The sequence below is a fragment of the Serratia sp. AXJ-M genome, assembly GCF_046531865.1.
Taxonomy (GTDB): Bacteria; Pseudomonadota; Gammaproteobacteria; order Enterobacterales; family Enterobacteriaceae; genus Serratia; species Serratia liquefaciens.
In genome coordinates, this window is record NZ_CP059394.1 from 830,009 (window position 1) to 848,266 (window position 18,258).

At 54.1% G+C, this 18,258-nt stretch carries 18 protein-coding genes, 4 tRNA genes and 3 other RNA genes; 21 read left to right on the forward strand and 4 right to left on the reverse strand.

The window, feature by feature from the left end:
* Positions 1-3: 3 nt before the first annotated feature.
* Complete coding sequence (locus H0S68_RS03805) at positions 4-1,398, reverse strand: MFS transporter (RefSeq protein WP_410529163.1); 1,395 nt, start codon at positions 1,396-1,398, stop codon at positions 4-6.
* Positions 1,399-1,648: 250 nt separating this feature from the next.
* Here H0S68_RS03805 and pncC point away from each other — a divergent pair, with 250 nt between their 5' ends.
* From pncC to luxS, 16 genes are all read left to right on the forward strand, one after another.
* A complete protein-coding gene (gene pncC / locus H0S68_RS03810) occupies positions 1,649-2,137 on the forward strand; it encodes a nicotinamide-nucleotide amidase (RefSeq protein WP_020825280.1) in 489 nt (162 codons plus the stop codon).
* A 112-nt stretch (positions 2,138-2,249) separates the two neighbouring features.
* Positions 2,250-3,311 (forward strand): recombinase RecA, encoded by a 1,062-nt coding sequence (gene recA / locus H0S68_RS03815; RefSeq protein WP_020825281.1) that lies wholly within the window; start codon positions 2,250-2,252, stop codon positions 3,309-3,311.
* Positions 3,312-3,375: 64 nt separating this feature from the next.
* Positions 3,376-3,888 (forward strand): recombination regulator RecX, encoded by a 513-nt coding sequence (recX, locus tag H0S68_RS03820; protein ID WP_020825282.1) that lies wholly within the window; start codon positions 3,376-3,378, stop codon positions 3,886-3,888.
* A gap of 133 nt (positions 3,889-4,021) precedes the next feature.
* On the forward strand, positions 4,022-6,649 hold the full coding sequence (gene alaS, locus H0S68_RS03825) for an alanine--tRNA ligase (RefSeq protein WP_020825283.1): 2,628 nt from the start codon (positions 4,022-4,024) through the stop codon (positions 6,647-6,649).
* A 252-nt stretch (positions 6,650-6,901) separates the two neighbouring features.
* Entirely contained in the window at positions 6,902-7,087 is a 186-nt protein-coding gene (gene csrA / locus H0S68_RS03830) for a carbon storage regulator CsrA (protein ID WP_004091602.1), read from the forward strand.
* 310 nt (positions 7,088-7,397) lie between these two features.
* Positions 7,398-7,490, forward strand: a tRNA-Ser gene (locus H0S68_RS03835).
* 3 nt (positions 7,491-7,493) lie between these two features.
* A tRNA-Arg gene (locus tag H0S68_RS03840) sits at positions 7,494-7,570 on the forward strand.
* Between the two features lie 61 nt (positions 7,571-7,631).
* A tRNA-Arg gene (locus H0S68_RS03845) sits at positions 7,632-7,708 on the forward strand.
* Positions 7,709-7,760: 52 nt separating this feature from the next.
* Positions 7,761-7,837, forward strand: a tRNA-Arg gene (locus tag H0S68_RS03850).
* A gap of 29 nt (positions 7,838-7,866) precedes the next feature.
* Positions 7,867-7,986, forward strand: a non-coding RNA gene (locus H0S68_RS03855) — RtT sRNA.
* Positions 7,987-8,015: 29 nt separating this feature from the next.
* A non-coding RNA gene (locus H0S68_RS03860) (RtT sRNA) lies at positions 8,016-8,135 on the forward strand.
* A gap of 29 nt (positions 8,136-8,164) precedes the next feature.
* A non-coding RNA gene (locus tag H0S68_RS03865) (RtT sRNA) lies at positions 8,165-8,284 on the forward strand.
* A gap of 172 nt (positions 8,285-8,456) precedes the next feature.
* Positions 8,457-9,023: a fructose-1-phosphate/6-phosphogluconate phosphatase gene (gene yqaB, locus H0S68_RS03870; protein WP_020825284.1), complete on the forward strand. Its 567-nt coding sequence runs from the start codon at positions 8,457-8,459 to the stop codon at positions 9,021-9,023.
* Positions 9,020-9,448 carry a YqaA family protein gene (locus H0S68_RS03875; protein ID WP_041414225.1) on the forward strand — a complete coding sequence of 143 codons (429 nt, stop codon included), beginning with the start codon at positions 9,020-9,022 and terminating at the stop codon, positions 9,446-9,448. Before yqaB ends, H0S68_RS03875 begins: the two co-directional genes overlap by 4 nt.
* 82 nt (positions 9,449-9,530) lie before the next feature.
* Positions 9,531-11,093: a glutamate--cysteine ligase gene (gene gshA / locus H0S68_RS03880; protein WP_130016205.1), complete on the forward strand. Its 1,563-nt coding sequence runs from the start codon at positions 9,531-9,533 to the stop codon at positions 11,091-11,093.
* A gap of 165 nt (positions 11,094-11,258) precedes the next feature.
* Positions 11,259-11,774 (forward strand): S-ribosylhomocysteine lyase, encoded by a 516-nt coding sequence (luxS, locus tag H0S68_RS03885; protein ID WP_020825287.1) that lies wholly within the window; start codon positions 11,259-11,261, stop codon positions 11,772-11,774.
* A gap of 68 nt (positions 11,775-11,842) precedes the next feature.
* On the opposite strand, the gene H0S68_RS03890 is transcribed toward luxS, so the two are convergent.
* Positions 11,843-13,132, reverse strand: a complete 1,290-nt coding sequence (locus tag H0S68_RS03890; protein ID WP_046374472.1) for an HlyC/CorC family transporter — start codon at positions 13,130-13,132, stop codon at positions 11,843-11,845.
* Positions 13,133-13,172: 40 nt separating this feature from the next.
* Positions 13,173-13,964: an inner membrane protein YpjD gene (locus H0S68_RS03895; RefSeq protein ID WP_410529164.1), complete on the reverse strand. Its 792-nt coding sequence runs from the start codon at positions 13,962-13,964 to the stop codon at positions 13,173-13,175.
* Positions 13,965-14,133: 169 nt separating this feature from the next.
* Between H0S68_RS03895 and ffh the strand changes: the two genes are divergently transcribed.
* The 5 genes from ffh (at position 14,134) to rplS (ending at position 17,758) form a co-directional block, all read left to right on the forward strand.
* On the forward strand, positions 14,134-15,495 hold the full coding sequence (gene ffh, locus H0S68_RS03900) for a signal recognition particle protein (RefSeq protein ID WP_020825290.1): 1,362 nt from the start codon (positions 14,134-14,136) through the stop codon (positions 15,493-15,495).
* A gap of 216 nt (positions 15,496-15,711) precedes the next feature.
* Positions 15,712-15,960, forward strand: a complete 249-nt coding sequence (gene rpsP, locus H0S68_RS03905) for a 30S ribosomal protein S16 (protein WP_004932501.1) — start codon at positions 15,712-15,714, stop codon at positions 15,958-15,960.
* Positions 15,961-15,978: 18 nt separating this feature from the next.
* Positions 15,979-16,527 (forward strand): ribosome maturation factor RimM, encoded by a 549-nt coding sequence (rimM, locus tag H0S68_RS03910; protein ID WP_020825291.1) that lies wholly within the window; start codon positions 15,979-15,981, stop codon positions 16,525-16,527.
* A 52-nt stretch (positions 16,528-16,579) separates the two neighbouring features.
* Positions 16,580-17,347: a tRNA (guanosine(37)-N1)-methyltransferase TrmD gene (trmD, locus tag H0S68_RS03915; protein ID WP_020825292.1), complete on the forward strand. Its 768-nt coding sequence runs from the start codon at positions 16,580-16,582 to the stop codon at positions 17,345-17,347.
* A 54-nt stretch (positions 17,348-17,401) separates the two neighbouring features.
* Complete coding sequence (rplS, locus tag H0S68_RS03920) at positions 17,402-17,758, forward strand: 50S ribosomal protein L19 (protein ID WP_004950372.1); 357 nt, start codon at positions 17,402-17,404, stop codon at positions 17,756-17,758.
* Positions 17,759-17,917: 159 nt separating this feature from the next.
* Here rplS and H0S68_RS03925 read toward each other — a convergent pair whose 3' ends face one another.
* Positions 17,918-18,136, reverse strand: a complete 219-nt coding sequence (locus tag H0S68_RS03925; RefSeq protein ID WP_020825293.1) for a DNA-binding transcriptional regulator — start codon at positions 18,134-18,136, stop codon at positions 17,918-17,920.
* Positions 18,137-18,258 lie beyond the last annotated feature (122 nt).

The window sequence follows — 18,258 nt, forward strand, 5'->3', positions numbered from 1 at the left end:
CGCTTAAAGCATGGAGTGGGCCTTTTTCAATCCGGTATCTTCCTCAGGATCGGCTCCCTGCGGAACAGGGGGCTCTGCTTCTTCCTCGCCCGACGCTTCGCTGGCCTGCGGCTCTATCGGATCGGGGGCCGCCTCCGGTGGCGGCATGGTGTCATGGATAATCTGTTCATCAAAGGTTGGGTTCAGCGCCGGAGAGAGCGGCGAACTGGTCAGGCTGTCCGGCAGGGGAATGTGCGGCAATGGCGCATCTTGAACAAACTGCGATTCGTCTTGTTTTACCGTCCGGCTGAAGGCCACCAGCAGCACACCACACAGTGCAAAGAAGGCATACAGCGTATTCCCCCCCAGCGGCTCTATCAGCGCGCCGACCGCCAGGGGGCCAACACTGGCGCCCACGCCGAAGGCCATCAGCAAACAGGCGGCTAACGAGACGCGCCGCTCAGGCTCTATCAAATCGTTTGCCAGGGCAACCACCAAGGGATAGAGCGTGAACTGCAGCATGCTGACGATAAAGCCCACCACCAATAGCACTGGGAAATCAATGTGCGGCACCAATGCCAGCGGCAGCGCGGCTACGATCAATAAAATGGCGTTGATGCGCATCAACAGCGTACGGTTATAGCGATCCGACAGCCAGCTAAGCGGGAATTGCGCCACCAGCCCGGCGAAGATCGATATCGCCATAAACAAGCCGGTCTGCTGGGTGGTCAGTGCCTGCATGCTGGCATAGACCGGGGCCAGCCCGTAGAAAGATCCCACTACCATGCCGATGACCAGCGTGGTCGCCAGCACCTTGGGGATGGCGCCGATAAAATAGCGTAGCTCCATCGGTGCCGGTGACATATGGCGTGCATTGGTGCGGGTAGTCAGGGCGATAGGCACCAGGCAGAGCGCAAAGCACAGGGCGATCACCAGCAAAGTGGTAATACCGAGGTTGGCCTGCAGCATCAGCACCACCTGGCCTAACGACATGCCCAAATAGGTAGCCGCCATATAGAAGCCGAACACCATCCCGCGCTGATTGGATTCCGACTGATCGTTAAGCCAGCTTTCCAGCACCATGAACTGACACATCATGCACAGGCCGATAATCAGCCGCAGCACCACCCACACGGGGATGTATTCCGTCAGGCCATGTCCCAGCACCGCCGCGGTAATAATGCCGGCGCAGGAAACGTAAGCGCGGATATGGCCGACACGAGCAATCAGAAAATGGCCGACCTTGCCGCCGATCACCAAACCGATGTAGTTGGCGGCAATAATCGCGCCGATCAACGCGCCGGTCACGTGAATAGACGTTAAACGCAGGGAGATGTAGGTGGTGAGTAACCCTGAACCCAGCAGCATCAGCAGGGTGGTGGTATACAACGGAAAGAAGACGCCTAACGTTTTTTTCACTCTATCATCCTAATCTTTTATCCTGGTTTGCCATGGGCTGGCCATGCCGGCGGCAAAAACAACCCTGTGAGATCCCTCGTGAGAAAACGTCGCTCATTAACCCGAACGTTACATTCGATACTAGCAGTTTGGGTTAAGGCTTAACACCGCATCGCCTGCGAAGCGTCGCGCATTTCTGTCATCGCCGCGTCAGATAAGCTTGATAAATGCTACTATCGGGCGCATATACCTGATTCGCTAAGGAGAGGTTATGAGTGAACAGCAACTGCGTAAACTCAGCGTTGCAGTAGGGGAAAAACTGAAGGCTAATGGCCAGTGGATCACCTGTGCAGAATCTTGCACCGGGGGGGCTATCGCCAAGGCCATCACCGATATTGCCGGCAGCTCCGCTTATTTCGATCGTGGTTTTGTCACCTACAGCAATACGGCGAAGCATGAGCTTCTAGGCGTGGCGGAAGCTACCCTGAATGCCCATGGCGCCGTAAGCGAAGAGGTGGTGCGCGAGATGGCTCAGGGGGCTTTGCATGCGGCTCGGGCCAACCTGGCGCTGTCGGTTAGCGGCATTGCCGGACCGGACGGTGGCAGCGTGGAAAAACCGGTGGGTACGGTCTGGTTTGGTTTTGCCGAATCCTCAGGACGCGTGCTGGCGCAAAAGATGCAATTTTCCGGCGATCGTGATGCAGTGCGGCTTCAGGCGACAATTTTCGCGCTGCAAACCGCCCTTGACGAATTTTTGTGAAATTAGGCTTGATACTGTATGACCATACAGTATAATTAGTGACATTTCCTGCACAACATACATTCAGTGGCAGTGTGGGGTAACACCGACATTGCGTAACGAAGGAGCAACAATGGCTATTGATGAGAACAAGCAAAAGGCGCTAGCTGCGGCACTGGGCCAGATTGAGAAACAGTTCGGCAAAGGCTCCATCATGCGTCTGGGTGAAGACCGTTCTATGGACGTAGAAACGATCTCTACCGGCTCGCTGTCACTTGATATCGCACTGGGTGCAGGCGGCCTGCCAATGGGCCGTATCGTTGAAATTTATGGTCCGGAATCTTCCGGTAAAACCACCTTGACGCTGCAGGTTATCGCTGCGGCGCAGCGCGAAGGTAAAACCTGTGCCTTTATCGATGCAGAGCACGCGCTGGATCCGATTTATGCGAAGAAGCTGGGTGTTGATATCGACAACCTGCTGTGTTCTCAGCCGGACACCGGTGAGCAGGCGTTGGAAATCTGTGATGCCTTAACTCGTTCTGGCGCGGTTGACGTGATTATCGTTGACTCCGTGGCGGCCTTGACGCCGAAAGCGGAAATCGAAGGTGAAATCGGTGACTCACACATGGGTCTGGCGGCACGTATGATGAGCCAGGCGATGCGTAAGCTGGCCGGTAACCTGAAAAACGCCAACACCCTGCTGATCTTCATCAACCAGATCCGTATGAAAATCGGTGTGATGTTCGGTAACCCTGAAACCACCACTGGCGGTAACGCACTGAAGTTCTACGCATCAGTCCGTCTGGATATCCGCCGTATCGGCGCGGTGAAAGAAGGCGATGAAGTCGTCGGCAGTGAAACCCGCGTGAAAGTCGTCAAAAACAAAATTGCTGCGCCGTTCAAACAGGCCGAATTCCAAATCCTGTACGGCGAAGGTATCAACAGCCGCGGCGAACTGGTCGATCTGGGCGTGAAGCACAAGATGATCGAGAAAGCCGGTGCCTGGTACAGCTACAACGGCGATAAAATCGGTCAGGGTAAGGCAAATGCCTGTAACTTCCTGAAAGAAAACCCGGCGGTTGCCGCTGAGTTGGACAAGAAACTGCGTGACCTGCTGCTGCACAGCAACGGTGAACTGGTTGCGGCAACTGACGAAGGCTTCGATGACGAAGCTGAAACCAGCGAAGAGTTTTAATCGCTGCTGACGCCTGTGCATGCCGTTATGGGTTTACGGGCGTCGACTACATCAGGCTTGAATAATGAATGACTTGCTAAGCCGCGCCATGCGCCTGCTGTCGCAACGCGATCATAGTGAAGCTGAACTGCGCCGCAAGCTTGCGGCGCAGCCATTTATGGCGAAAGCCAGATTTGGCACCAAAACGCCTACCTCCTCCACACCTGCTCCGTCTTCCGAAGAACCGATTGATCCTGCCGTTATCGAACAGGTGATTGCCTATTGCTATCAGCATAATTGGTTGGACGATCAACGCTTTGCCCGCAGCTATATCGGTAGCCGCAGCCGTAAAGGTTACGGTGCGCAGCGTATCCGCTCGGAACTGATGCAAAAGGGCGTAGACAAAGAGCTGACGCAAACTGCCCTGGCAGACTGTGATATCGACTGGTGTGAGCAGGCTAAACAGGTTGCGCAGCGTAAATTTGGCGACAAACTGCCAACTGACTGGAAAGAGAAAGCCAAAGTTCAGCGTTATCTGCTCTATCGTGGCTTCTTCCAGGAAGAAATTCAGTCAATTTACCGTGATTTTGCGCAATGAACGCACACGGGGTTTTACTTCCCCTTGAAGAAAATTTATCTTATCCCCACTTTTTGTTCGTGAGTTAGATGCCATCGTCAGGATGTCGCGTATCTTGCTCACGTGTCGTTATTCTAGCCTTTCCGGGAAAATTATGAGCAAGAGCACCGCTGAGATCCGTCAAGCGTTTCTCGATTTCTTTCATAGTAAGGGCCATCAGGTTGTAGCAAGCAGCTCCCTGGTGCCTAACAATGATCCGACATTGCTGTTTACCAATGCCGGCATGAACCAATTTAAAGATGTTTTCCTGGGGCTGGACAAGCGCGCCTATTCCCGAGCCACCACCTCACAACGTTGCGTACGTGCAGGCGGTAAGCATAACGATCTGGAGAACGTCGGTTATACCGCACGTCACCATACCTTCTTCGAAATGCTGGGCAACTTCAGTTTCGGCGACTATTTCAAACATGACGCTATCAGCTTCGCCTGGGAACTGTTGACCGGTGAAAACTGGTTTAACCTGCCTAAAGAAAGGCTGTGGGTGACCGTCTATGAAACCGATGACGAAGCTTTCGACATCTGGCAGAAGCAGATTGGTGTGCCGGCAGAGCGCATTATCCGTATTGGCGACAATAAAGGCGCGGCTTTTGCCTCTGACAACTTCTGGCAGATGGGCGATACCGGCCCGTGCGGTCCGTGCACCGAGATTTTCTACGATCATGGCGATCATATCTGGGGTGGCCCTCCGGGCAGTCCGGAAGAAGACGGCGATCGTTACATTGAGATCTGGAACATCGTTTTCATGCAGTTCAACCGTCAATCCGACGGCACCATGCTGCCGCTGCCAAAACCTTCGGTAGATACCGGTATGGGTCTGGAGCGTATTGCGGCAGTCCTGCAACACGTGAACTCCAACTATGAAATCGACTTGTTCAGTACGCTGATCGCTGCAGTGGCCAAGGTGACAGGCGCGGCAGATTTGAATAACAAATCTTTGCGCGTTATCGCTGACCACATCCGCTCCTGTGCTTTCCTGGTGTCCGATGGCGTGACGCCGTCAAACGAAGGCCGTGGTTACGTGCTGCGCCGCATCATTCGCCGCGCTGTTCGCCACGGCAATATGCTGGGCGCGAAAGACAGCTTCTTCTACAAGCTGGTTGCTCCGTTGATCGAAGTGATGGGGCCGGCCGCTGACGAACTGAAGCGTCAACAGTCTTTGGTTGAACAGGTACTGAAAACTGAAGAAGATCAGTTTGCTCGCACCCTGGAGCGTGGTTTGACGCTGCTGGACGAAGAACTGGCTAACCTGCAGGGCGATACCCTGGATGGCGAAACAGCCTTTCGTCTTTACGACACCTACGGTTTCCCGGTCGATCTGACGGCGGACGTGTGCCGTGAACGTGGCCTGAAAGTGGATGAAGCCGGTTTTGAACTGGCGATGGAAGCGCAGCGTCGTCGTGCACGTGAGTCCAGCGGTTTCGGCGCAGACTACAACAGCATGATCCGCGTTGATGGCGCCAGCCAGTTCTGCGGCTATGACCACGAGCAGCAGCAATCAACCGTGATCGCGCTGTTCCGCGACGGTCAGTCGGTCAATGAGATCCACGCCGGTGAAGAAGCCGTAGTGGTACTGGATGAAACTCCTTTCTACGGTGAATCCGGTGGTCAGGTTGGCGATAAAGGCGTGCTGAAAGCCGCTGGCGCCGATTTTGAAGTGAGCGATACCCAGAAATACGGCCAGGCCATCGGTCATCAGGGCAAGCTGTCTCAAGGTTCCTTGAAAGTGAACGATCGCGTTGATGCGCAGATCGATACCGTTCGCCGCAATCGCATCCGTCTGAATCACTCCGCTACCCACCTGCTGCACGCTGCACTGCGTCAGACGCTGGGTGAGCATGTGGCGCAGAAGGGATCGTTGGTTAACGATAAATACCTGCGTTTCGATTTCTCGCATTTCGAAGCGATGAAGCCGGAGCAGATCCGCATTGTAGAAGACTTGGTGAACCAGCAGATACGTCGCAACCTGCCGGTCCAAACCGAAGTCATGGCGCTGGATGATGCCAAAGAGAAGGGCGCTATGGCGCTGTTCGGTGAGAAGTACGACGATAACGTGCGCGTACTGACCATGGGCGACTTCTCGACCGAACTGTGCGGCGGCACCCATGCCAGCCGTACCGGTGACATCGGTCTGTTCCGCATTCTGAGCGAGTCAGGTACCGCTGCGGGTATTCGTCGTATTGAAGCCGTCACCGGCGAAGGTGCGATTGCTACCCTGCATCAGCAAAATGATTTGTTGCAGGACGTTGCGCACCTGGTGAAAGGGGATAGCAACAACCTGACGGACAAAGTGCGTGCGGTACTCGATCGCACTCGCGCGTTGGAAAAAGAACTGCAGCAGTTGAAGGATCAGCAGGCGGCGCAGGAGAGCGCTTCATTGTCCAGCAAGGCCAAAATGGTTAACGGCGTCCCGCTGTTGGTCAGCAAGCTTGATAACGTCGAGCCAAAAATGTTGCGTACCATGGTTGATGATCTGAAAAATCAACTGGGTTCCGCAATTATCGTGCTGGCTACCACGGCCGATGATAAGGTGAGCCTGATTGCCGGCGTGACCAAAGATCTGACCGACCGGGTTAAAGCCGGCGAGTTGATCGGCAACGTGGCGCAGCAGGTTGGCGGCAAAGGGGGCGGACGCCCTGATATGGCGCAGGCAGGCGGGACAGACGTCAGTGCCCTGCCGGCGGCACTAGACAGCGTAGAAGCCTGGGTGGCCTCGAAACTGTGAATATAAATAAATAGCACTTACAAACGCCATAACTCATTGTTGATTATGGCGTTTTTAAACTGTGCTAACACAATTTGGTTACAATTACGGGAACAAAGTTTTTCAGGTCGGCTAAACTTATCATTATCTGAGGTGAGACCAAGTCTGCTTACACTTATTGTGGGTTACATGACTTACGTTTTCACAGCATATGATGGATAATGACGGGGAAACTGAGAGACCCGACTCTTTTAATCTTTCAAGGAGCAAAGAATGTTAATTCTGACTCGTCGAGTTGGTGAAACCCTCATGATTGGCGATGAGGTCACGGTCACAGTGCTAGGGGTCAAGGGCAACCAGGTTCGTATTGGTGTGAATGCCCCCAAAGAGGTGTCAGTTCACCGCGAAGAAATCTATCAGCGCATTCAGGCAGAGAAGTCTCAACAGACGACTTACTGATTTCGAAGCAGCGTCTCGTTGCTCAGCGAGACGCTACTGCGCTTTTTTGTGCCTATCATCGTTCCTTTCCTGACTTCTCCGATTAAATCTTTTTGCTGCCTCCCTGACTTTGTTTGCTATTTCGCTATGGTTGCCTGTTGATAAAACACTCTTTTTGCCGTGAAATCGCCCATGTTGAGTGTGAATTGTGCAAACGCGCATGAGTTGGGAAAAATTGTTTGACTTAAAAGTCGGAGAAAGTAATATGTGCGCCACGCAGTGCCGATGAGCTTCTCCAAAGCAAGTTAGGCACAATTCGAAAGAAGCGTATGGTGAGGTGGCCGAGAGGCTGAAGGCGCTCCCCTGCTAAGGGAGTATGCGGTCAAAAGCTGCATCCGGGGTTCGAATCCCCGCCTCACCGCCATTTGCATCCATAGCTCAGCTGGATAGAGTACTCGGCTACGAACCGAGCGGTCGGAGGTTCGAATCCTCCTGGATGCACCATATTTTGCAGTATGGTGGGGTAGTAACAACGTACCATACGGTATCAAAAAAGAATTCCTGTGCATCCATAGCTCAGCTGGATAGAGTACTCGGCTACGAACCGAGCGGTCGGAGGTTCGAATCCTCCTGGATGCACCATTCTTTCTGTCGAACTTGTTTCTTCAAGCAGACAAACCAAAAAATTAGTAATGCATCCATAGCTCAGCTGGATAGAGTACTCGGCTACGAACCGAGCGGTCGGAGGTTCGAATCCTCCTGGATGCACCATCTAAAGAAAAACCCGCTTCGGCGGGTTTTTCGCTTTTCCGACCGCGAGGAGAGCGGTTGGAGGTTCGAGCCGAGCGTAGCGAGACAACGTTGCTTCAGCAACGGCCCGCAGGGAGAGGCGCAGCCGAATCATCCTCCTGGATGCACCATCTAAAGAAAAACCCGCTTCGGCGGGTTTTTCGCTTTTCCGATCGCGAGGAGAGCGGTTGGAGGTTCGAGCCGAGCGTAGCGAGACAACGTTGCTTCAGCAACGGCCCGCAGGGAGAGGCGCAGCCGAATCATCCTCCTGGATGCACCATCTAAAGAAAAACCCGCTTCGGCGGGTTTTTCGCTTTTCCGACCGCGAGGAGAGCGGTTGGAGGTTCGAGCCGAGCGTAGCGAGACAACGTTGCTTCAGCAACGGCCCGCAGGGAGAGGCGCAGCCGAATCATCCTCCTGGATGCACCATCTAAGAAAAACCCGCTTCGGCGGGTTTTTCGCTTTCTGGCCCCGAACATAGATTATTGAACCCCCGGTCCTTCACTCTCACGCACAGCACATTCCGCTATTACGCGATCAGCGACAACCTTCCGGCTTTACGCTAAAGTAGTTTTCTTTCCTCAACGATCATGGAGTAACGATGTACGACCGCTATCAGGGTCTTATTTTCGACATGGACGGCACCATTCTCGATACCGAGCCGACGCATCGCAAGGCGTGGCACGAGGTGCTGTCCCGTTACGGTATGACGTTTGATGAGGCGGCGATGGTGGCATTGAGCGGTTCTCCGACCTGGCGCATTGCCCAGGCGATCCTTGCCAGTCATCAAGCCGATCTCGATCCCCATCAGTTGGCTGCAGAGAAAACCCGCGCGGTCGAAGCGATGCTGTTGGACAGCGTGCGTCCATTGCCGTTAATCGAGGTGGTCAAAGCTTATCATGGTCGCCGTCCAATGGCGGTGGGCACCGGCAGTGAGCATCGCATGGCAGAAACCCTGCTGCGCCATCTGGGCCTGTTCCACTGCTTCGATGCGATTGTGGGTGCCGATGACGTGCAACGCCACAAGCCGGAACCGGATACCTTCCTGCGCTGCGCCGAACTGATAGGTGTGCCGCCGGAGAAATGCGTGGTGTTTGAAGACGCAGACTTCGGTATTCAGGCAGCGAAAAGCGCCAATATGGCCGTGGTAGACGTCCGTACGCTGTGAGTAGTACGCTGGCCGTCATGTCGTTATTCGGTAGCAGCTTTCTCAGTGCGACGTTGCTGCCGGGAAATTCAGAAATTGTTTTGGTTGCCTTGCTGACCAACAGCCGTGTCTCACCAGAGTTGCTGGTGTTGGCCGCGACGTTGGGGAATACCCTTGGCGGGCTGACCAATGTCATTATCGGGCGTCTGTTACCGGCGTTGAAACCGCAGCGAGGGCTGGATACAGCGCTCGGGTGGATGCAACGCTTTGGCCCGGCTGCGCTGTTGCTCAGTTGGGTACCGGTAGTGGGCGATTTGTTGTGCGTGTTGGCAGGCTGGCTGCGCATGCCCTGGGGCCCTGTCGCGCTGTTTCTGTGTATCGGAAAGGCGCTGCGTTACATCATTTTGACTATGATAACGTTACAGGGAATGGCCTGGTGGCATTAACGACGTGAATATAACTCAATATTCTCTCGGGTGCAGATTCAGTATGCTTACGAGTTATTGTTTTTAGAAGCGGGAGGTCAATTTGATCCCGGACGTATCCCAGGCGCTTTCTTGGTTGGAAGCCCATCCCCATGCATTAAAAGGCATCCGTCGTGGCATAGAGCGTGAAACGCTGCGTGTCACCGAAAACGGAACGCTGGCAACAACCGGACATCCGGAGAAACTGGGGGCGGCATTAACGCACCACTGGATAACCACAGACTTTGCTGAGGCGCTGTTAGAGTTTATTACGCCGGTTGACGATAACCTCGATCACATGCTGACGTTCTTGCGTGATATTCACCGTTACGTAGCGCGCAATCTGGGTGATGAGCGTATGTGGCCACTCAGCATGCCGTGCTTTATTGAAGCCGAGCAGGACATTGAGCTGGCACAGTTCGGTTCGTCGAACATTGGCCGCATGAAAACGCTGTACCGTGAAGGGTTGAAGAACCGCTACGGTGCGCTGATGCAGACCATTTCTGGCGTGCACTACAATTTCTCATTGCCGCTGGAGTTCTGGCAGGCATGGGCTGGCGTCAAAGATGCCGAAAGCGGTAAAGAGCAGATTTCTGCGGGCTATTTCCGCCTGATCCGTAACTATTACCGTTTTGGCTGGGTGATCCCGTATCTGTTCGGTGCATCGCCGGCAATCTGTTCCTCGTTCCTGAAAGGGCGTGAAACCTCGTTGCCGTTTGAGCGTACCGATCAGGGCATGTGTTATCTGCCGTATGCCACCTCGCTGCGGTTGAGTGACCTGGGCTACACCAATAAATCTCAGAGCAATTTGGGTATCACCTTCAACGATCTGCAAAGCTATGTCGAAGGCCTGAAGCGAGCAATTGCCACGCCTTCCGAAGAGTTTGCCAAACTGGGCGTGAAGGATGGCGATCGTTATCTGCAACTGAACAGTAACGTGCTTCAGATCGAAAACGAACTCTATGCGCCAATCCGGCCGAAGCGTGTGACCAAAAGTGGCGAGACGCCGTCAGATGCGCTTTTGCGCGGCGGTATCGAATACATTGAAGTTCGCTCGCTGGACATCAACCCATTCTCGCCTATCGGCGTGGATGCGGTTCAGGCGCGTTTCCTGGACCTGTTCCTGGTGTGGTGCGTGCTGGCCGATGCGCCAGAGATGAGCAGCGATGAATTGCTGTGTACGCGCAAGAACTGGAATCGGGTGATCCTGGAAGGGCGTAAGCCGGGCCAAACCATCGGCATCGGGTGTGATGACAGCCGTGAACCGCTGGCAAAAGTAGGTAAAGCACTGTTTGACGATCTGCGTCGCGTGGCTGAAGTGTTGGATAGCGAAGCCGGCGATCGCCAGTATCAGCAGGTGTGTGACGAACTGGTCGCGGCGTTTGACGATCCTGATTTGACGTTTTCCGCTCGTATCCTGAAGGCGATGAAGGAAGAGGGGACGGGGCGTGTGGGCCTGCAGCTGGCCGAGCAGTATCGTCAGATGCTGACGGAAGAGCCGCTAGAGATTTTGACGGAGGCTGAGTTGGCACAAGAGCAGAAAGCCTCGTGGCAGCGTCAACGCAACATAGAAGCCAGTGATACGCTAAGCTTTGAAGAGTTCCTGAAGCAACACGGCGGGGGCTAAAAAAGAAAAGGCCACATCAATGTGGCCAAATATGCATCTCTGATGACAGGGATGATGATAACAAATGCGCGTCTTTCACATACTCAGACTCGCTGGGTTGGAAAAGGTTTCCTGGTTAGATAAAAAAGTTTCGAAATAAATACTCTTTTACGAGGAGGTAACGAAATGCCACTGCTGGATAGCTTCACCGTAGACCATACCCGCATGGCAGCCCCGGCTGTCCGCGTCGCGAAAACCATGAAAACTCCTCATGGCGATACCATCACCGTGTTCGATCTGCGCTTCTGCCGGCCGAACCTGGAAGTGATGCCAGAGCGCGGCATTCATACGCTGGAACACCTGTTTGCCGGCTTTATGCGTGACCACCTGAATGGTCAGGGCGTCGAGATTATCGATATCTCCCCAATGGGGTGCCGTACCGGTTTCTACATGAGCCTGATTGGCGTGCCGGAAGAGCAGCGTGTTGCCGATGCGTGGAAAGCGGCGATGGCCGACGTGCTGAAAGTGACTGACCAGCGTAAAATTCCTGAGTTGAACGAATTCCAGTGCGGGACTTACCATATGCACTCGCTGGAAGAAGCGCAGGAAATCGCGAAGCACATTCTTGACCATGACGTCGTAGTGAACCACAACGAAGAGCTGGCGCTGCCGAAAGAGAAGCTGCAGGAACTGCACATCTAGTTCGCCATCGGGCTACAGCGATAAAAAAAGACGCGATATTCGCGTCTTTTTTCCTTTCTGGCGGCTGGTCAGCGTTGCTGAACGCTGGACTGCAGCGACTTGATCGGCGTGACCCGCACTTGTTTGATCATATTGTCCTGCACGTCGAGGATGCTGATGTCGTAATGGCCGATGCGAACACGGGTGCCGACCTCCGGGATCTCTTCCAGTTCTTCCAAAAGCATGCCGTTGATGGTACGCGCGTCGGTGGCCGGCAACGTCCAGTTGAATGCCTTGTTTAACTCGCGCACGTTGGCTGTACCGTCTATCAGCACGGAGCCGTCACTTTGCGGATTAACCTCTTCTGCCAGCGTTGGCGACATGGACGTGGTGAAATCGCCGACGATCTCCTCCAGGATATCCTCGACCGTCACCAGCCCCTGAATGTCGCCGTATTCATCGACCACGATGCCGACTTTCTCTTTGTTGCGCTGGAACTTCACCAACTGGACGTTCAGCGGTGTGCCTTCGGGCACATAATAAATTTCGTCGGCGGCGCGCAGCAGGTTCTCTTTGTTGAACTCTTTCTTCTCGGTCATCAGGCGGTAGGCTTCACGTACCCGCAGCATGCCGATGGCATCATCCAGCGAGGTGCGGTAAAGCACGATGCGGCCGTGCGGGGAGTGAGTAAGCTGACGCATGATCGACTTCCAGTCGTCGTTGACATCGATGCCGACAATCTCATTGCGTGGCACCATAATGTCATCGACCGTCACCTTCTCCAGATCCAACACCGAGATCAGCATGTCCTGATTGCGACGAGAAATCTGCGAGTGCGATTCCTTCACAATGGTGCGCAGCTCGTCCTTGCTGACTGCGTCGCTGATCCGCACATTGGTGCGAATGCCGAACAGCCGTAAAATCAGCGTGGTGATGCCATTGAGCAGCCACACCAGTGGGAACATCACCTTTTGCAGCGGTGCCAGCAAGAAGCTGCTGGGGAATGCGATGCGTTCCGGATACAGGGCGGCAAAGGTTTTTGGCAGCACTTCGGCGAACAGCAGCACGGCGAAGGTCAGTACGCCGGTGGCGATGGCAACGCCCAAATCGCCATACAGGCGCATGCCGACAATGGTGGCCAGCGCCGAAGCCAGAATGTTGACCAGGTTATTGCCAATCAGCACCAGGCCTATCAGGCGATCCGGTTTTTGCAGCAGCTTTTCGACCCGGCGGGCGGAACGGTTGCCCTGTTTGGAGAGATGACGCAGACGATAGCGGTTCAGCGTCATCATGCCGGTTTCGGATGCTGAGAAGTAAGCGGAAACCACAATCATGACCACCAGGATAATGATCAGGGTCCCTGTCGAAACGTGCTCCAACGCGGTATTCCTTATGTATGGAGAAAGAGTGCCTGAGAGCTTAGCGAACCATCACTTGCTGAATCAGACGGCTGCCAAAGTAGGCCAGCGTGAGTAGGAAGGCACCGGCAAGGCTGAACCAAACGACGCGGCGACCGCGCCAGCCTTCGTGATAATGGCCCCACAGCAAGACGATATACACAAACCACGCCATGATAGACAGCACGGCTTTGTGCACGTTCTCTTTGCTGAACAGGTTATCCATATAAAGCAGCCCGGTGCACAACGTGAGCGTGAGCAACACGACGCCTATCTGGGTGATGTGGAACATCTTGCGTTCGATGCTCATCAACGGCGGCATATCGGCGCTGAAAGACAGCTTTTTGTTTTTCAGCAGGTAATCCAGCCAGGCCAGTTGCAGCGCATACAGCGCGGCAATGATCAGCGTAGCGTAGGAGAACAGCGCCAGGCCGATATGCACCATCAGTTCCGGGCTGGCTTCCAGATGCGTAATAAATTCACCCGGCATAAAGCTGGCGAAGGCCAGGTTGATCATCGCGAAGCTGTAAACGATAGGCAGCAGGAACCAGCCGCGATCGCGCGAAGCCACGAAGGTCATGACCGAGCAAATGATCAGGCTGACTATCGAACCTATGTTCAGCAAGCTGAGATTTTGCCCGGCGCTGACGTCAAAGATACGCTGCTGAAGTGCGATGGCGTGGCAAATTAGCGCCACCACCGCCGAGACGAGAGCAAGCCGACGGTATGCGCTGTTCTTCCGCAACAAGCTGGGAATAATCAGTCCAAGGCTGAGCAGGTAGGCGATCAAAGCCACAATGGAGAAAACTGGCATAGCGTTTAATTTTGCTTCGACGTGGTGAATTGGATTGTCAGTATAGCGTCGAGCGCGTCCCACTCCAACCGATCTCCAACGCTGAGGCAGAGATCCTCTACGCTTCGTGTTATAATCGCCGCAATTATGTCGCCAGAGCGGCCTGTCATTACACGTTGAGCATGAGACGATGTTTGAAAATTTAACCGATCGTTTGTCGCGCACCCTGCGCAATATCAGCGGCCGTGGGCGGCTGACCGAAGAAAATATCAAGGAAACCCTGCGTGAAGTGCGCATGGCATTGCTGGAAGCGGACGTTGCGTTACCGGTCGTGCGGGACTTTATCAACCGCGTGAAAGAGAGCGCGGTAGGTCATGAAGTCAACAAAAGCCTGACGCCGGGGCAAGAGTTCGTCAAGATCGTCAAGAGCGAGCTGATTGCCGCGATGGGCGAAGTGAACACCGAGCTGAACCTGGCGGCGCAACCGCCAGCAGTGGTGCTGATGGCGGGCCTGCAGGGCGCCGGTAAAACTACCAGCGTCGCCAAGCTTGGTAAATTCCTGAAAGAAAAACAGAAGAAAAAAGTCCTGGTGGTTTCCGCCGACGTTTATCGCCCAGCGGCGATCAAACAGCTGGAAACCCTGGCGGAAAGCGTCGGCATCGACTTCTTCCCGTCTGATGTCAAAGAAAAACCGATCGACATCGTTAACCGTGCGCTGCAACAGGCCAAGCTGAAGTTCTACGACGTACTGATCGTCGATACCGCCGGCCGTTTGCACGTTGACGAAGCGATGATGGACGAAATCAAGCAGGTGCACGCGGCGATCAAGCCGGTGGAAACCCTGTTTGTGGTTGACGCCATGACCGGCCAGGATGCTGCCAACACGGCCAAGGCCTTTAATGAAGCATTACCGCTGACCGGTGTGGTACTGACCAAGGTCGACGGTGATGCGCGTGGCGGTGCCGCGTTGTCTATCCGTCACATCACGGGCAAGCCGATCAAGTTCCTCGGCGTGGGCGAGAAGACCGAAGCGCTGGAGCCCTTCCATCCGGACCGCGTGGCATCACGCATTCTGGGCATGGGCGATGTGCTGTCGCTGATCGAAGATATCGAAAGCAAAGTTGACCGCGAGCAGGCGGAGAAACTGGCTAACAAGCTGAAGAAAGGTGACGGTTTCGATCTGACCGACTTCCTGGAACAGCTGAAGCAGATGCGTAACATGGGCGGTATGGCCAGCATGCTGAGCAAACTGCCTGGTGCCGGCCAACTGCCGGACAATGTGAAATCGCAAATGGACGACAAGGTTCTGGTGCGAATGGAAGCAATCATCAACTCGATGACGCTGAAAGAGCGCGCCAAACCGGAAATCATCAAAGGCTCGCGTAAGCGCCGCATTGCGATGGGGTCCGGTATGCAGGTGCAGGACGTTAACCGCTTGTTGAAGCAGTTCGACGAAATGCAGCGCATGATGAAAAAGATGAAGAAAGGCGGAATGGCGAAGATGATGCGCGGCATGAAAGGTATGATGCCGCCGGGCTTCCCAGGCCGCTGACAGGCGCGTGCCCCTTGGGGTGAGCGTGTTTAAGCATTTGCCGTTCGCGGCAAAAACCGCCCGGAATATTACCGGCTGCAAAAAGTAGTTGACGCTGATCTACGCTTTAGATTGCTTTTTGCGCCAAAATGAGTAAAATTTTCGGGCTTTTTATATTGCAACCGGGCCCCGTTCCCTCAATGGGGCCCGGCTGTTTTATTAACTAAAGAGGATGTTATGGTAACAATTCGTTTGGCACGTGGCGGCGCTAAAAAGCGTCCGTTCTATCAAGTAGTAGTGACCGACAGCCGCAATGCTCGTGATGGTCGTTTCATCGAGCGCGTAGGCTTCTTCAACCCGATCGCATCTGGTCAGGCTGAAGCACTGCGTCTGGACCTGGACCGCATCGAACATTGGGTCGGTCTGGGTGCAACCGTTTCTGATCGCGTTCACGCGCTGATCAAAGACGCTAAGAAAGCAGCTTAATCTGTCGCGGTGGTGGCAATGAGCAAGCAACTCAAACCGGTAGCACCTAAGCAGCCGATTGTACTCGGTAAAATGGGGTCTACTTACGGCATTCGTGGTTGGCTCAGAGTATTTTCATCCACCGAGAACGCCGAAAGCATTTTTGACTATCAGCCGTGGTTTATCCAGCGTGCGGGTCAATGGCAGCTTGTCGAGTTGGAAGACTGGAAGCGCCACAGTCAGGATCTGATCATCAAAGTCAAAGGCGTTGATGATCGGGATGCTGCGAATCTACTGACCAATTGCGAAATTCAGGTGGATTCGGAACAACTTCCTCCGTTGGTGGGTGATGATTACTACTGGAAAGACCTTATGGGCTGCCAGGTAGTCACGACCACCGGTTACGAACTGGGTAAAGTCGTCGATATGATGGAAACCGGTTCAAACGACGTGATGGTAGTGAAAGCTAACCTGAAAGATGCGTTCGGCATGAAGGAGCGGTTGGTCCCGTTTCTTCATGGGCAGGTTATCAAGAAAGTCGATCTCACTGCTCGCGTGATTGAAGCAGATTGGGATCCTGGTTTTTGACCTCCGAATCAAACGGTCGAAACAAGTGGAATGACAGTATGGGGATTGGCTTGTGTTCATTGGTATTGTAAGCCTGTTTCCTGAGATGTTCCGCGCAATCACCGATTACGGGGTGACTGGCCGGGCAGTAAAAAATGGCCTGCTGAGCGTGCAGTGTTGGAGTCCGCGTGACTTCACCTACGACCGGCATCGTACCGTGGACGATCGCCCTTATGGCGGCGGCCCGGGAATGTTGATGATGGTGCAACCCTTGCGGGAAGCCATTCATGCAGCAAAAGCAGCGGCAGGCGAGGGAGCAAAGGTGATTTATCTGTCACCTCAGGGGCGTAAGCTGGATCAAACCGGCGTATGCGAACTGGCGACCAACCAGAAGATGATTCTGGTGTGCGGTCGTTATGAAGGGGTAGACGAGCGCGTAATCCAAACCGAAATTGATGAAGAATGGTCAATCGGCGATTACGTACTCAGCGGCGGGGAACTGCCGGCAATGACCCTGATTGATTCAGTCGCCCGTTTTATACCGGGTGTGCTGGGCCATCAGGCCTCAGCAGAAGAAGATTCTTTTGTCGATGGATTGCTGGACTGCCCGCACTATACCCGTCCTGAGGTGTTGGAAGGGATGGAGGTTCCGCCAGTCTTACTGTCGGGCAACCATGCCGAGATACGTCGCTGGCGCTTAAAGCAGTCGCTGGGCCGTACCTGGCTTAGAAGACCTGAACTTCTAGAAAGCCTAGCTCTGACTGACGAGCAAGCGGTGTTGCTGGCTGAGTTCCAACGGGAACATCAGGCCAAGCAACAGGACTATGAAGGGAACGTCTGAGCAACTGGCTCGACGGGACCGATATATCAGTTTACCTAGGGTAAGAGACATATTATGAGCAACATTATTAAGCAAATTGAACAAGAGCAGATGAAGCAAGACGTACCTGCATTCCGTCCGGGTGATTCCGTGGAAGTTAAGGTATGGGTCGTTGAAGGTAGCAAAAAACGTCTGCAGGCATTCGAGGGCGTGGTTATCGCTATCCGTAACCGCGGTCTGCACTCTGCATTCACTGTTCGTAAGATTTCCAACGGCGAAGGTGTTGAGCGTGTATTCCAGACTCACTCCCCAGTAATCGACAGCATTACTGTTAAACGTCGTGGTGCCGTTCGTAAAGCCAAACTGTACTATCTGCGTGAGCGTACTGGTAAGTCTGCTCGTATCAAAGAGCGTCTGAACCGCGTCGGCTAACGCTGCATCCAAAAGTTAATAGCTATGAAGGGGTTGGCACTGTGCCAACCCCTTTTTTTATGCCTGCAGATCGGGGATTGCATCTGCAAGATGCGAAAATGCTCCCAGGACGCCCGTTTTTACAGGCATAAAAAAGCCTGCGTTTGCAGGCTCTTTGCATTACAGCGCCGCGGCGCGCTGTTTGCTTTTTTCCGGATGTGGCTGTGCAGGAACGATATCGCCAGGCTTTACAATCACGCGAGCGACAGACTCGTGCGTGGCAAAGGTACAGCTGCAGTTAATGTTTTGGCATTGGTGATAGCGCTCTTTGGTCGCTTCGCTCAGATAACGGCTGGAGCGAGTATGGGCCACGCTACCGCAGAGTGGACAGTGCATCATAAAAACCCCCTTGCAATATTTTAAGTGAAAACGGGTTGGGCATTAAGCCACAATCAAAATCAGCAGCCTGCCTAATTAGGTGGGAGTTACACCCCAGCTTATTAACGGACACTCCTGATGGT